We start from the raw sequence: 13,948 nt of genomic DNA, 5'->3' as shown, positions 1-13,948 counted from the left end.
GGACCCGGACGGCCCAGGCCGCGCCCGGCCAGGTCGGCGACCACGACGTCGAGGAAGTCGTCCACCTCCTCCTCCCGGTACCCCGGGCTCAGCCGGGTGGTCCGGAAGCGCGAGTTGCGCACTTCCTCGGCCGTGATGAGCGGACCCTTGCGCGGCCCGCCCTCCAGCGCGACGAGCGTGCTCTCGATGCGGTCGAGCAGCGCGTCGACGTCCTCCTCGTTGTATCCCGGGCGCAGACGCACCGTGTGGAACTTCTTCTTGCGGATGTCCGCCGGTGTCAGAGGCATGGTCCCTATTGTGCAGTTCAGGAGGTTCTCAGGGTGGTCATTCCGGCCCGCTCCGCGCCTCCGCCCGCGCGATGCGCCGTGCGAGGTCGTTCAGCGCATCGGCGACCTGGGCGCGGTCGTAGCCGCGCAGGACCACGTCGAACCGCGCGGAGGCGAGTTCGTCCGCGGTGACCGTCGCGGTCCCGGGCGGGACCGCGACGGGGGCGGCGACCCCGGTACGGGCGGTCAGGGTGGCGTACGCCCGGTCCAGGAGGTCCGAGACCTGCGTGCGCTCGTACCCGCGCAGCACGACGTCGAACGCCGGCTGCGGCGGCGGGGCCTCCGCGGCCGCCGGCCCGGGGGCGGAAGGCGCGGGAACACCCCCGTTCCGCGACTCCAGCCGGGCGAGTTCCCCTGCGGCGCCGTCGATCCAGTCGGTGACCTGGACGCGGTCGAACCCGCGCAGGACCACGTCGAGCCGCGCGGAGGAGAGCTCTGCCGAGGTGATCGGGAGCGTGCCCCCGGGGACCCCGGCCGGGGGCGCGGCCCCGGCCCCCGCGGCCAGCGCGGCGGACACGCGGTGCACCAGGTCGGTGACCTGGACGCGGTCGTAGCCGCGCAGGATCACGTCGAATTCCGGGATCGCCGAGGGGGAGTGCATGCCCGCATTATGCCGAGGGCCCCGCGGCCCGCGCCATAGCGGAGCGGCCCCGTGGCCGACAGCGGACGCACGTACCGGGCTCACCCCCGCATGAGGTAGACGGCGAGGGCGCGCGCGATCGCGTTCGCGGCCCGCCCCTGCCATTCGGGGTCCTCCAGCAGTGCGGCGTCCTCGGGGTTGCGCATGTTCCCGGCCTCCAGGAACACCTTGGGCACGGTGGACATGTTGAGCCCGCCCAGGTCGGTGCGCTCGTCCAGGCCGTCCTGGGCCAGGTAGTCGGCGTAGGGGATGTCGGTGCCCTCGCGGTATTCGCGGCGCAGGTCCTCGGCCAGCTCCAGGGAGGGCTCCACGATCTCCTCGGTGTAGCCCTCGACCTCGCCCGGAACGATCACGTGGAAGCCGCGCCCGGACTCGGGGCCGCCGTCGGCGTGGATGGACAGGGCGGCGTCGGCCCCGGCCTCGTTGCCGATCTCGGCGCGCTCGTTGATGCAGGGGCCCACGCCCTCGTCGTCCTCGCGGGTGAGGATCACGGTGGCGCCGTCGGCCTCCAGGCGCTCCTTGACGAGGAGGGAGAGCTCCCAGTTGAAGACGTGCTCGGGGTAGCCGGAGTCCGTCTCCGCGCCGACGGTGTCGCAGGCCTTCTGCTGGGGGCCGGCGGGGACGAGGCGGTTGATCTCGGAGGAGGCCTCGGCGTTGCCGCCGTTGTGCCCGGGGTCGATGACCACCACCCGGTCGTGCAGCGGGCCGTCGCCGACGGGCTCCGAATCGCGGTCGTGCCCGTCCGCGGTGCCCGGGGAGCCCTCCTCCGAGGACCCGTCGTCGGGGCCCGGCAGCGGGATCGCGGCGGTGGGGTCGGCGTCGGGTGCGGCCCCGGACGCCGACGCGCAGCCGGTGGCGAGGAGTGCGAGGAGCGGGACGAGGTACAGGGCGCGGGTGGCGCGGCTCCGGGGCCCTGGCGGTGCGGAGACGGGCATGCCCACAACCTACCGGGCGAACCGGGCAGAACGCCCCGCCCGCACGGGCACTTCTTATTAAGACGCTTGATCGCTTGGTCGGTTTACACGATACGAAGAAAATTTTTCGAGCGAATCCGATCTCGTGCGCAGCGTAGCGCGAGTTTCCCTCGTAATCTTCTTGTTATCTATTTTCGGATGTTTTGGGGCATTCGAACGGTGTAAGGTTTCCGTGAGGAAACGGGAAGTCTCCCGCATCGGCTCTGCTGGCCCCTCCGTCCGAGGCCGCTGTCGATTCTCCCTGATGGAAGCCGCTTTTCAGTGCTTCCTCATCCCCATCCGAACCCTGGTGACCAGTCCTTCCGCATCGCGTGGCAGCCCCCGCCCGCGAGCGTTGCACTGAGCCGGGCCGACCCTAAGAGCACGGGTCGGGATCCCCTATGAGGATTGATTTGAAGAACACCAAGATCGCCGCTCGCCGTGTCATTCAGGGCGGTGCCGCTTTCGCGGCCCTCGGCGCGCTGAGCATCGCGACGGCCCTCCCCGCTGCCGCCGACACCACGGCCGCCGGTTGGGCCTACGCCACCGTCGGCGAGGGCGAACTGGGCGACTCCATCACCTACATCACCCCGCAGGGCCAGAGCGACAGCGCCTCCAACGCCTTCTCCGGGAACCTGGACGACCACCTGGTCATCGACGCCAGCACCAGCGCGAGCGTCAACGGCAACGGTGTCAGCTCCACCGTCACGGTGAACAGCGCCCAGGTCCAGCTGACCGCTGCCGACATCGACCGGATCCTCGAAGACATCGAGGAGGAGCCGAAGCCCTCTCCGGAGCCCTCCCCCTCCGAGTCGCCGATCGAGGAGAGCCCGGAGCCCTCCCCCTCCCCGGGCGCGGGCGACGACACCGACGGTGACGACACCGATTCCGGCACCGAGGACGACGACACCGACGGTGATGGCACCGACGGTGACGACACCAAGGGCGACGACACCAAGGGCGACGACACCGACGGTGACGACACCGATTCCGGGGTCGAGGACGACGACACCGAGGGCGATGACGAGGCGGGCGGCACCGAGCCGTCTCCCTCCCCCTCTGCCTCGGAAAACCAGGACGGCGGCGAGGCCGCCGGGTCGACGTCGATCGAACTGACCGAGGAGGACACCGAGCTCTCCGCCAACGGCGAGGAGATCGTCTTCGACGCCACCCTCTCCGGGGCCAGCGTCACCACCACCTACGGTTGGAACGGCGAAGTCTCCCACGACTTCAACCCGGGCACCGTCTCCTACGCGGTCAACACCGCGGAGGGCGAGATGGTCCAGTCCCAGGACAAGGGCCTGTGGGACAGCGAGGAGGAGGGCTACGACTGGGACAGCGCCTTCACCGCCCTGCTGCTGGACATCACCGTTCCGCCGACCGACGACCAGCAGGGCATCTCCGGAAACTTCGTCCTGGGCGTCTCCTACGCCAGCTACGGCATTGCCTCCGAAGACGATGGCAACGGCGGCAACGGTGGTGGCGGCGGCAACGACGAGAAGCCCCAGCAGAGCCGCGACACCGAAGAGCTGAAGAAGCCCGTCGTGAAGCCCACCGAGGCCCTGGCCACGACCGGTAGCCCGGTCGGCGGCCTGATCGCCGCCGGTGCCGCGATCGCCGCCGGCGGTGGCGCCGCCGCCTACCTGGCCCGTCGCAAGAAGACCGCCGTCGAGGCTCCCGCCGAGGAGAACGACAACTAGGCGACGGACACCACGCCACCGGCCCTGCCGGTGGCACGGTGACCGACACGGCCCCGGGGACTCCTCCCCGGGGCCGTTCGCGTTTTCGGTCACCGGAACTCTTCCGCACCACGGGCCGTTAACTCGGTATCCGACTCCTGACGGCGAGCGATCACGCTCCGGAGAATGGTTTCCGATTCGTGATCGAGCGGTTAGGCTCGGCCCTGTGGGCGCCCCGAGCGCCCCGCCTCGCACGGACCCTTCCCCGGGGCGGGAAGGCCGCCGTCCCCACCGCCCCGCATGCCGCGACCCCGTACGCGGCGCTCCCCGTGAACCGTGCCCCCGGCCGGGGCACGGGACCGGCCGTACGGCCGGGAATCCCCCAGCAGCTACAGGAGTGCCGTGGTGACCCCCGCCATAACGACAGCGCGCCGCCTCCTCGGCGGCACCGCCGTGGCCGTGCTCGCGGCCGCGCTCGGCCTGACCCTGTCCGCGCCCCCGGCCGCCACGGCGGCCACCGCGGTGGAGCCGCTCGTCTGGGGGAACGCACAGGCCTGGGCCGCCAACGGCGATGCCGTCTCCGGCTACTCCGCCGCCGTCAGCTTCGGCGGCGACAACGAGGAGCACGGCGACACCGCCGACGTGTACGGCCCGCTCGCCCCCTACATCGACATCGAGGGCTCCAGCCACACCGTCATCGACTCCGGGGGCGCGGCCGCCACCGCCGTCGTGGACTCGGCCGTCCTGCGCCTCACCGTCGCGGACCTGGTCGCCCTCGGCATGGTCGACGTGCCCACCGACGTCGACATCGTCCCGACCGCTCCGGCCTCCCCGGACGCCTCCCCGGACGCTTCTCCGGAGGCGTCCCCGTCCGCCGGGGACGGCGAGGACCCCCTCGCCCCGTACTGGGACACGCCCACCCCGAAGGACGAGGAGGCGCCCCGGCCCCAGCAGCCGCCCGCCGACGAGGACCGGCCGCGCTTCGAGGGCGAGTCGGAGGGCACCGACCCCGCGAGCCCCTCGCCGGAGGGCAGCGACCCCGCGGGCCCCTCCCCGAGCGAGAGCCCGACGGACGACGTGATCGCCCTGGACGACGCCTCCACACGCCGGGTCGCGGCCGACAACACCCTGGAGATCTCCGTCGCCGACGTCACCACCACGGCCACGGCCGGGTACGACGGGCACACCGGCACCGGGTTCGAGCACGGGACCCTCAGCGCCTTCGGGGTGCCCGTGGACCCGCTGCGGCCCGGCCGCGCCCAGGTCGTGGAGGACGTCCTGGAGGTCATGGACGAGGAGGGGGAGACGGTCCTGGAGGTCCCGGTGGCCGTCCACTTCGCGCGTGTCCAGGACAGTTTCGACGACGAGGACCCGGACTGGCGGGGCCGGGGCGCCCGCTCCCGGCTCAGTGTGACCGTGAACGTCGGGGACGCCGAGGACGGCAACGGGTTCGCCGTCGACTTCGCCGACTCCTGGGCGCTGGGCTCCACCTACGCGGCGGGCCCGGGGACCTCTCCCACCCCGGACGAGCGGACCGACACCGCCCCGCAGGCGCAGCAGCGCTCCAACAACGACCTGGCGATGACGGGCAGCTCCCTGGCGGCCCTGGTCACCGCGGCGCTGGTGGCCATCGGCGGCGGTTCCACCGCCACCTTCCTGGCCCGCAAGCGCACCTCCGCCATGGACGACCGCATCGGCGACTGACCCCCGGACCGGGCGCCGGGGCCGACCCCTCCCGTAGGCGGGGCGGCGGGCGGCCCTCCTGCCTCGCGCGGGGGTGATGCCGGTGAAGGCGTCCTGCGGGTTCGCGGTGGCGGCCCCCCGGGGCGCGCACCCGGGCCAGGGCGCTCAGGGCGTGCGCGGCCCCGTCGGAGCCCGCGGTGCGCGGCCCGGTCCGGCCGCCGGGCCCGCCACGGACACCACACCGACCGGGGCGAAGGACACGGCCCCGATCTCGAACGAGCGGCGGATGCGGCCCGGCCGCCCCACCCGCTCACCGGCCCCGGCCACCTCGGACGCACAAGGGGGCGGGCCTTCTCGGTGAAGGCCCGCCCTCGGGTCTTGTCAGCCTGCCTGCACGGCCGGAGCCCGTCCGGCCGGTTCCCCCCGGAATCAGCGGCTCAGACCGGGGAGATCACTCCGTACGCTGGCTGGGGATGCCGGCCAGCAGGGCACGGACCTCCGTCTCACGGTAGCGACGGTGTCCGCCCAGGGTGCGGATCGAGGTCAGCTTGCCCGCCTTGGCCCAGCGCGTCACGGTCTTGGGGTCCACGCGGAACATGGTGGCAACCTCGGCGGGGGTCAACAGGGGCTCCGCCTCGGGCGTGCGAGTTGACATGTGTACGGCCTCTCCTCCTGGATCTGTGTGCCGATCCTTGAGCCTGTGATCCTGGCGCTTCGCCCGGATGTCCAATATGGGTCCATATTGGCATCACCCGAGGTGATGTCGCAGCCACTTTCAGCAACTTTGCTCGTGGGAGGCCCCAGAAAGCCGCCCGTGGCTGCGTCACGCTAAGTGATTCTAGCGACACGTTTAGTGGCATGTGGCGTATTCGGTCAAAACTTCGTTCTCGGGCCTTGTTTTTCTCGATCCGGAGGTCACGAAGTGCTACGGGGGTCTGACCGAAACCCCGGTGCCGGGCCTCCTGTCCGCTGGATCGCGCCTCCGGTCGACCCGCCGGGGGAGGGCGGGGCCGTCGGGGGCGGGATCCCCCTCCGCGGACCGCCCCGGGGTGGTCGGGTCGCGCGGGATCGCCCGCGCCGTAGGGGTTCTCCGATGGATGACGGTGCTTTCAGTGATCGGGCGACTACAGTGTACGTCGATCCCTAACGGGCGTTATGCCCAGTTTCACCACGCTTGATGTCGTGCGCGGACGACGTCCGGGCTCGCACCGTTGTCACGTGCGCAAACAGGTCCGGCCGGCGGAAAGAAACCTGGTGTACCAGGTTCGCGGACGGCGCGTCGCGGGGGCGTCGGCACCGGAATTTCACGACGTTCCGAGAGAGGTGTCCATGAAAATCTGGGCATCTCATCACCCTCAGTTGGCGTGCTCCAGGGCGCGGATCGACCTCCACCTGCGCAGCAGCCGGTCCCTCAGCTCCACCACGCGCTCCGCGTCGCCGGCCGCCAGCGCCTCCACCGCGTCGGCGACCTCCGCCACCGACCGCTCCCCGGTCAGCCGCTCGTCGTCCAGCAGGTGCACCAGGCCGCCGTAGTCCAGCTCCAGCAGCGAACCCGGATGGGCCACCGCTCGCAGCCAGTCCACCAGGCCCTCCGTGGCCGCCGACACGGCGTGCCGCCCGACGTGCTCGGTCAGCACCGCCGCGGTGCGCTCCAGCCGCTCCAGGCCCGTCGCGGTCCGCGTCAGGTACAGCAGGGCCCGGGTCGGCCCCGCGGACGGCACCAGGCGCCGCTCCCCGTCCGCGAAGGGCACGAACCACGCCACCGGGACCACCCAGTTGCTCGACAGGATCCCCGGCCGGATGTGCGCGCCCGACGCCCGCCACTCCCGGTACCCCTCCTCGGCCCGCTCCGCCTCCCGGTCCGGCACGAACACCTCGCTCAGCGCCGGCGGGACCCGTTCGGTGAACTCCGTGAACGCCCGCCACGACCGCAGCCGGGTCTCCCAGGGGCACACGTACAGCCGCCCCTCCACCCGGCGCAGGTACGCGTTCCGGCTCTCCTCGCGCGGTGCCACCAGCGGCGGGGTCGCCATCAGGCGGCCCAGGATCTCGGCCTGCTCGGCCGCCAGGGCCTGCGCGCGGCGCGGCCGGTCGGCGGACCGCGCGTACTCCTCCCATCGTCTCCGCTCGTCCGGTGCGAACGACTCGATCGGCTGATAGACGCGGAGATAGGCGGTGTAGGGCAGCACGGAACGCATCGTGGCACACATCCCGCCGTGTGGCACTCGCCACGCCCGAACCCCGTATCCGCCTGTCGGAGAGGGTTTGCAGGGGGCCGACCGGCGGTGCCCGGGGGTGTACGGCGCACCCGCACCACATCCGTCACACCCGGGTGGCGTAGGCACGGCGGGGCCCGACCAGGTACGGTTGTACGTGTACGTAAGCTGACGCCTGTCGTCAGTCGCGTTTGACGGCCGTCAGCCCGTTAGTGCGGGTTAGTTAAGTGATCCGGGGTTCCGTCGGAACCCCATCGTTGAGGGGGTCGAGCCAATGGGGCGCGGCCGAGCCAAGGCCAAGCAGCAGAAGGTCGCCCGGAAGCTCAAGTACAGCTCCGGTGGGACCGACCTTGATCGGCTGCGGTCGGAGCTGGGTGTCGCTGAGGATGAAGGACCGACCGGACCGGGTCCGGACGATTCCTACGCGGATTCTCACGATGACCTGATCGACCGCTACGCGGATCTCGCCGAGAAGTACACGGAGTCCGACAAGTAGCAGTACGTCGGGCGGGCCTTCCAGGTCGCTCGGACAACACAGCAGACCTGCGGGCACCACCGGTCCCCCACCAGGGGCCGGGCCGGACAGGTGGATATAGCCGGTGCGAACCACTGCGGTGGTTCGCACCGGCTATGTTCGCGTCCTTCACGCGCCGGGGTGCTCGCCGTCCAGGCGGGCCAGCCCGGAACCGGGCACGACCGTGCCCAGGCGCCAGGCGGGGACACCGCGCTCGGAGAGCACCTCCAGGGCGCGTCCTTCGTCCTGCGCCGCGACGACCGCCACCATGCCCACGCCCATGTTGAACGTGGCCTCCATGTCCTCCCGCGGCACACCTCCCCGCTCGGCCAGCAGGCCGAACACGGGGGCGGGCGTCCAGGTGGAGCGGTCCAGCACGGCGTCCAGGTGACCGGGCAGCGACCGCGCCAGGTTGGCGGCCAGCCCGCCGCCGGTGATGTGCGAGTACGCGTGCACCTCCACGGCGCCGGTCAGCGCCACGCAGTCCTTGGCGTAGATCCGGGTCGGGGTGAGCAGCGCCTCGCCCAGCTCCCCGCCCAGCTCCGGCACGTGCGCCGTCAGGTCCAGCCCGGCGGTGTCCACGATGTGGCGGATCAGCGAGTAGCCGTTGGAGTGCGGACCCGACGACGCCATCGCGATGACGGCGTCGCCCTCGCGGACCCGGTCCGGACCCAGGATCGCGTCGCCCTCCACCACACCGGTCCCGGCGCCGGCCAGGTCGTACTCCTCGGGGCCCATCGCCCCGGGGTGCTCGGCGGTCTCCCCGCCGATCAGGGAGCACCCGGCCTGGTGGCAGCCCTCGGCGATGCCGCCGACGATCTCGGCGATCCGCTCGGGGACCACGGACCCGCAGGCGATGTAGTCGGTCATGAACAGCGGCTCGGCGCCGCTGACGACCAGGTCGTCGACGACCATGCCCACCAGGTCGATGCCGATGGTGTCGTGGCGGTCCAGCTTCTGGGCGAGCAGGACCTTGGTGCCCACGCCGTCGGTGGAGGTGGCCAGCACCGGGTCCTTGTACTTGGCGGTGTCCAGGCGGAACAGGCCCGCGAATCCGCTGGCGTCGGTGACCTGCTCGGGGCGCCGCGTCCGCGCGACATGGCGCTTCATCAGGTCGACGGCGCGCTCCCCGGCGGCGATGTCGACGCCCGCGGCGGCGTACGCCCCCGTCGCCTTGCTGTCGGCTGCCACGCGAGTTCTCCTCGTGCTGTGATGGGTTGGTGCTCGTTGGTGCCGGACGGCCCGCCGCGCCCCGTGATCGGGATCTCCGGGCAGGGCGGACCGAACGCACGGCGGGACCGCCGTGCGAACGGCTACTTGGTGCTGGTGGCCAGGGTGGATCCCTCGGGAGTCCCGCAGGACTTCTCCAGCAGGTACTTGCCGCGGGCGGCGGGGTCCACCTCGATCGGGTAGACGCCGTCGAAGCAGGCCCGGCACAGGTCGTTCTCGGGCACCGTGGTGGCGGCGATCAGCTCGTCCAACTCGACGTAGGCCAGGCTGTCGGCGTTCACGGACGCGGCGATCTCGTCCACCGAGAGGTTCGCGGCGATGAGCTCGGCGCGGGTGGCGAAGTCGATGCCGTAGTAGCAGGGCCACAGCACGGGCGGGCTGGAGATGCGCACGTGCACCTCGGCGGCGCCCGCGTCGCGCAGCATCCGGACCAGGGCGCGCTGGGTGTTGCCGCGCACGATCGAGTCGTCCACGACCACCAGCCGGCGGCCCTCGATGACCTCGCGCAGCGGGTTGAGCTTGAGCCGGATGCCCAGCTGGCGCAGGGTCTGGCTGGGCTGGATGAAGGTCCGGCCCACGTAGGAGTTCTTGACCAGGCCCTGGGCGAACGGGATGCCGCTCTCCTCGGCGTAGCCGACCGCGGCGGGGGTGCCGGACTCGGGCACCGGGATGACCAGGTCGGCGTCCACCGGGTGCTGCCTGGCCAGGCGGCGGCCCACCTCCACGCGCGTGGAGTTGACGTTGCGCCCGGCGATGGTGGTGTCGGGACGGGCCAGGTAGACGTACTCGAACAGGCAGCCCTTGCGGCGGGCGGGCGCGAACCGGCGGGACCGGACGCCGCGCTCGTCGATGGTGAGCAGCTCGCCAGGCTCGATCTCGCGGACCACCTCGGCGCCCACGATGTCCAGGGCTGCGGTCTCGCTGGCGACCACCCAGCCGCCCGCACCCGAGGTCTCGCCCAGCCGGCCCAGCACGAACGGGCGGATGCCCTGCGGGTCGCGGGCCGCGTACAGGGTGTTCTCGTCCATGAACACCAGGGAGAAGGCGCCCTGGACCTGCGGGAGCAGCTCCATCGCGGCCTCTTCGACGGTGCTGCCGTCGCGGGCCCGGGAGGCCAGCAGGTTGGTGAGGACCTCGGTGTCCGTCGTCGCGTTGCGCCGGGCGTCGGGCAGCATCGCGGCCAGTTCCGGGGTGTTGATCAGGTTGCCGTTGTGGCCGAGCGCCAGACCCCCCTCACGCGCCGTGTAGAAGGTCGGCTGTGCGTTCTCCCACACCGGTGAACCGGTGGTGGAGTAGCGGCAGTGGCCGATGGCGAGGTGACCGCGCAGGGAGTCCAGGGTCGCCTCGTTGAAGACCTGGGAGACCAGTCCCATGTCCTTGTAGACGACGATCCGTTCCCCGTCGCTCAAAGCGATGCCCGCGGATTCCTGTCCGCGGTGCTGCAATGCGTAGAGACCGAAGTAGGTGAGCTTGCTGACTTCTTCGCCGGGAGCCCAGACCCCGAATACACCGCAGGCGTCCTGCGGGCCGCGTTCGAGCGGATCGAGGTCCATGGAGAGCCGGCCGTCGGAGTACGACACGCTCACAGCTTAGTACCTGGGGATGGGGGAGGGACCACCCGGGGCCACAGCGGTAGGTGTTCGGACAGGTCGGCGCGGGTGCCGCTGGCCTGGACGTCCCCGTCCGAGACCGCCTGCCCCCAGGCGGTTCCGCCCGTCGCCAGGCGCAGCCAGACGTCCGGGGAGGTCTCCACCACACCGGGCGGGGTGCCCCGGGTGTGACGTGGGCCCTCGATCGCCTGTACGGCTCCGAACGGGGGGACGCGGACCTCCAGGGAGTTGCCGGGGGCCCGGGCGGCGAGCAGCGCCAGGGAGGCCCGCACGGCGAGCTTCACCAGCTTCGGGGCGGCTCCGGGGTCCAGCGCCGTACGCACGAGCAGGGCCACGGCGTCTTCGGCGCCCAGGTTCGCGGAGGTGGTGGCGCCCGCCTCGGCCAGGGCCAGCCGGACCCGGCGCACCAGTGCGGGATTGAGCTTGGACGGCATGGTCCGAGCCTAGATCGGGTCGGGGACATGACGGCCGGAGGTCCGGGAGGGTGGGCGAACCGGCGGGGGGCAACGCATGAGTGAACGGCTGGGATACTTGCCATTGCCGCCCAATGGCCCGAAAGTGGACATCGGAGAACCGAGGGATCGGCGTTTACCGATCTCTCACCGATCGGGTGATTCGTGTCTCAGCGCACCGCTGGTCAGTGGGCTCGGAACACGGTAGCGTCCCGAACCGTCCCGGTGTTGTTGAGATTGGGAGGAATGCGATGGGCCCCGTCCCCCAGGGAGTTCCACGCACCGGTACCGCCGCGTGAACGAGGGATGACCGCGCACGCGATCGACGCGACGGCCCCCGCGTCGAGACGAGCCGCTCGGCGGACCCGCTTAACATCCACCAAGGAACACCCACCGCACCATCGGGAGAGACGACGTGCGCCTGCGTTTGCGCCCGCGTGATGACAGCTACTACGAGATGTTCACCGATTCGGCGAACAATTTGGTCATCGCCGCCCGCCTGTTGGTGGAGCTGATGAGCGACGGTGCCGACCGCGAGGCCATCACCGAGAAGATGCGCGCCTGTGAGCACGCGGGCGACGACGCCACGCACGCGATCATGCGCCGCCTCAACAAGAGCTCGGCACCCCCCATGCACCGGGAGGACATCTACCGGTTGGCCTCCAACCTCGACGACGTCATGGACTCGATGGAGGCGGCGGTCGACCTCATCGGCCTGTACGGCCTGGAGCGCCTCCCCAAGGGCATCATCGACCAGATCGAGGTGCTGGAGCGCGCCGCCGAGCTGACCGCCGAGGCCATGCCGCGGCTGCGCAGCATGCAGGACCTCACCCGGTACTGGATCGAGATCAACCAGCTGGAGAACCAGGCGGACCGGATCTACCGCAAGCTCCTGGCCAAGCTGTTCAGCGGTGAGTACGACGCGCTGACGGTGCTCAAGCTCAAGGACGTCATCGAGGAGCTGGAGACGGCCGCCGACGCGTTCGAGCACGTGGCCAACACGGTGGAGAGCATCGTCGTCAAGAACGTCTGAGCCGGGGCGGGGCCGGCCACCGGTGGTGGGTGCGGGGCCGCCTCCCGGGGGCGCGGCCGTGTGTGCGAGCCTGCACGGTGGGGCCCGCACCGGGGCCGCCGCGCGCAGACGAAAGCAGGACCGCATGCCCGCCGAGAACCCCGAACCCGAGACCGAGGCCGCGCCGCTCTCCGAGGCCGACGGCCTCGCCCTGGCGGCATCGGTCCTGGACGCCCAGCCCTTCAGCAGGCTGATCGGCGCCCGGGTCACCCGCTTCACCCCCGGCAGCGCCGTCCTGGAGCTGGACGTGCGCGACGAGCTGCGCCAGCAGAACGGGTTCCTGCACGGCGGTGTGCTCTCCTACGCCGCCGACAACGCGCTCACCTTCGCCGGCGGCACCGTGCTGGGCCCGTCGGTGCTCACCGGCGGCTTCACCATCGAATACCTGCGCCCGGCCCGCGGCGTCCGCCTGAGCGCCCGCGCGCACGTGGTCGAGCACACCCGCCGCCGCGCCCTGTGCCGCTGCGACCTGGTGATGGCCGACGCCGAGGGCGGCGAGACGACCGTCGCCGCCGCCCAGGGCGTCATCACGTTCACAGGCCGGTGATCTCGCGCTCCGGCGCGGTCTCCCGGGCCAGCACGCCCTTGATCAGCGCGTAGAACGCCTCGGCGTCGACCTCCTCGACCACCCGGGCGTTGGGCGCCAGGCCGTGCACGCCCCACGACATGGCCGAGTAGCCCCGGGTCAGCTCCCCGGCGGTCTCCACGTCCACGTGGTAGGGCGATGCCCTGCGCACCAGCTCGGGGTGGAGCAGCACCGCGGCGGTCAGCGAGTCGGGGTGCGTGGTGCCGTCGATGCCGACCCTGCGGTCGAACTCCAGCGTCGCCGCGCAGATGCGGGTGAAGAACCGTGACAGGGGGGTGTCCAGCGCGGCGATCTCGTCCAGGCGCTCCTGCCCGAACACGGCCTGGCGCAGCGTGAGCGGGTCCCACGGCACCACGGTGATGTCGAACCCGGCGGCGAACACGGCCTTGGCCGCCTCGGGGTCCACGTAGAAGTTGAACTCGGCGGCGGCGGTGATGTTGCCGCGGCCGTTGTTGGAGCCGCCCATGATGAACAGCGACTTCACGTTGCGCGCGAAGCCGGGGTCCTTGACCACGGCGGCGGCGATGTTGGTGAGCGGGCCGATCGCCACGACCGACAGCTCGCCGGGGGCCTCGGCGGCCATCCGCACCAGGGCGTCCACCGCGTGCTCGGCCTCCGGCTCCAGGCCCTCCTGCGCCATGGACAGCCCGCCGGAGCCGTCCCCGTGCACGTCCTCGGCGCTCACCCATTCGCGCACCAGCGGCCGCCGACAGCCCAGGTACACGGGCACCGCGGGCGCCCCGGCGACGTTCAGCGTCATGAACGCGTTGCGGACCTGCTGGTCGAAGCCCACGTTCCCGGCGACCATCGTGATCGCCCGCAGGTCGGCCGCCGGGTCCAGCAGGCCGACCAGCAGGGCGACGCAGTCGTCCTGAGCGGTATCGGTATCGATCACCAACGGCACGGTCATGCGGTTCCCCCAGACGAACGACGGGAGCCCGCTCCGGGCCCCCTCACGTCCCATTCAACCCCGCGCGCGGGCCACGT

Annotated in this window: 14 protein-coding genes; 5 read left to right on the top strand and 9 right to left on the bottom strand. The window is 71.6% G+C overall.

Features of this window, described 5'->3' with window-relative positions; all coding sequences use genetic code 11:
* The 3 genes from QJS33_RS17545 to QJS33_RS17535 form a co-directional block, all read right to left on the bottom strand.
* Positions 1–296, bottom strand: a 296-nt coding sequence (locus tag QJS33_RS17545) for a DivIVA domain-containing protein (RefSeq protein ID WP_306369077.1), incomplete at its 3' end; no start/stop codon positions are given.
* Positions 297–324: 28 nt separating this feature from the next.
* The gene (locus QJS33_RS17540) at positions 325–927 is read right to left on the bottom strand and encodes a DivIVA domain-containing protein (protein WP_306369073.1); all 603 of its coding nucleotides are present in this window, start codon (positions 925–927) and stop codon (positions 325–327) included.
* An 80-nt stretch (positions 928–1,007) separates the two neighbouring features.
* Positions 1,008–1,901: an N-acetylmuramoyl-L-alanine amidase gene (locus QJS33_RS17535; protein WP_306369072.1), complete on the bottom strand. Its 894-nt coding sequence runs from the start codon at positions 1,899–1,901 to the stop codon at positions 1,008–1,010.
* 419 nt (positions 1,902–2,320) lie between these two features.
* On the opposite strand from QJS33_RS17535, the gene QJS33_RS17530 reads away from it, so the two are divergent.
* Together QJS33_RS17530 and QJS33_RS17525 are read left to right on the top strand one after the other, a co-directional pair.
* Positions 2,321–3,619: a cell wall protein gene (locus QJS33_RS17530; protein WP_306369071.1), complete on the top strand. Its 1,299-nt coding sequence runs from the start codon at positions 2,321–2,323 to the stop codon at positions 3,617–3,619.
* A 384-nt stretch (positions 3,620–4,003) separates the two neighbouring features.
* The gene (locus tag QJS33_RS17525) at positions 4,004–5,302 is read left to right on the top strand and encodes a hypothetical protein (RefSeq protein ID WP_306369070.1); all 1,299 of its coding nucleotides are present in this window, start codon (positions 4,004–4,006) and stop codon (positions 5,300–5,302) included.
* A 430-nt stretch (positions 5,303–5,732) separates the two neighbouring features.
* On the opposite strand, the gene bldC is transcribed toward QJS33_RS17525, so the two are convergent.
* Positions 5,733–5,936 (bottom strand): developmental transcriptional regulator BldC, encoded by a 204-nt coding sequence (gene bldC, locus QJS33_RS17520; RefSeq protein WP_013155387.1) that lies wholly within the window; start codon positions 5,934–5,936, stop codon positions 5,733–5,735.
* A 700-nt stretch (positions 5,937–6,636) separates the two neighbouring features.
* Complete coding sequence (locus QJS33_RS17515) at positions 6,637–7,470, bottom strand: hypothetical protein (protein ID WP_306369076.1); 834 nt, start codon at positions 7,468–7,470, stop codon at positions 6,637–6,639.
* Positions 7,471–7,771: 301 nt separating this feature from the next.
* Here QJS33_RS17515 and QJS33_RS17510 point away from each other — a divergent pair, with 301 nt between their 5' ends.
* Positions 7,772–7,993: a DUF3073 domain-containing protein gene (locus tag QJS33_RS17510; protein WP_306369069.1), complete on the top strand. Its 222-nt coding sequence runs from the start codon at positions 7,772–7,774 to the stop codon at positions 7,991–7,993.
* Positions 7,994–8,140: 147 nt separating this feature from the next.
* Here the strand turns inward: QJS33_RS17510 and purM are convergent, their stop codons facing one another.
* From purM to QJS33_RS17495, 3 genes are all read right to left on the bottom strand, one after another.
* Positions 8,141–9,202: a phosphoribosylformylglycinamidine cyclo-ligase gene (gene purM, locus QJS33_RS17505; RefSeq protein ID WP_306369068.1), complete on the bottom strand. Its 1,062-nt coding sequence runs from the start codon at positions 9,200–9,202 to the stop codon at positions 8,141–8,143.
* 122 nt (positions 9,203–9,324) lie between these two features.
* Positions 9,325–10,821 (bottom strand): amidophosphoribosyltransferase, encoded by a 1,497-nt coding sequence (gene purF / locus QJS33_RS17500; RefSeq protein WP_306369067.1) that lies wholly within the window; start codon positions 10,819–10,821, stop codon positions 9,325–9,327.
* 2 nt (positions 10,822–10,823) lie between these two features.
* Positions 10,824–11,285 (bottom strand): sterol carrier family protein, encoded by a 462-nt coding sequence (locus QJS33_RS17495; protein ID WP_306369066.1) that lies wholly within the window; start codon positions 11,283–11,285, stop codon positions 10,824–10,826.
* A gap of 433 nt (positions 11,286–11,718) precedes the next feature.
* On the opposite strand from QJS33_RS17495, the gene QJS33_RS17490 reads away from it, so the two are divergent.
* Both QJS33_RS17490 and QJS33_RS17485 read left to right on the top strand, forming a co-directional pair.
* Complete coding sequence (locus QJS33_RS17490; RefSeq protein ID WP_306369065.1) at positions 11,719–12,336, top strand: DUF47 domain-containing protein; 618 nt, start codon at positions 11,719–11,721, stop codon at positions 12,334–12,336.
* A gap of 124 nt (positions 12,337–12,460) precedes the next feature.
* Complete coding sequence (locus QJS33_RS17485) at positions 12,461–12,922, top strand: PaaI family thioesterase (RefSeq protein WP_306369064.1); 462 nt, start codon at positions 12,461–12,463, stop codon at positions 12,920–12,922.
* Here the strand turns inward: QJS33_RS17485 and QJS33_RS17480 are convergent.
* Entirely contained in the window at positions 12,909–13,871 is a 963-nt protein-coding gene (locus QJS33_RS17480; protein WP_306369063.1) for a nucleoside hydrolase, read from the bottom strand. The two genes, QJS33_RS17485 and QJS33_RS17480, sit on opposite strands and share 14 nt — an antisense overlap.
* Between the last annotated feature and the right edge of the window lie 77 nt (positions 13,872–13,948).

Source organism: Nocardiopsis sp. CC223A, assembly GCF_030766825.1.
GTDB lineage: Bacteria > Actinomycetota > Actinomycetes > Streptosporangiales > Streptosporangiaceae > Nocardiopsis.
The sequence above is the reverse complement of the archived record's forward strand: the minus strand, read 5'-3'. Positions and strand labels throughout refer to the sequence as shown.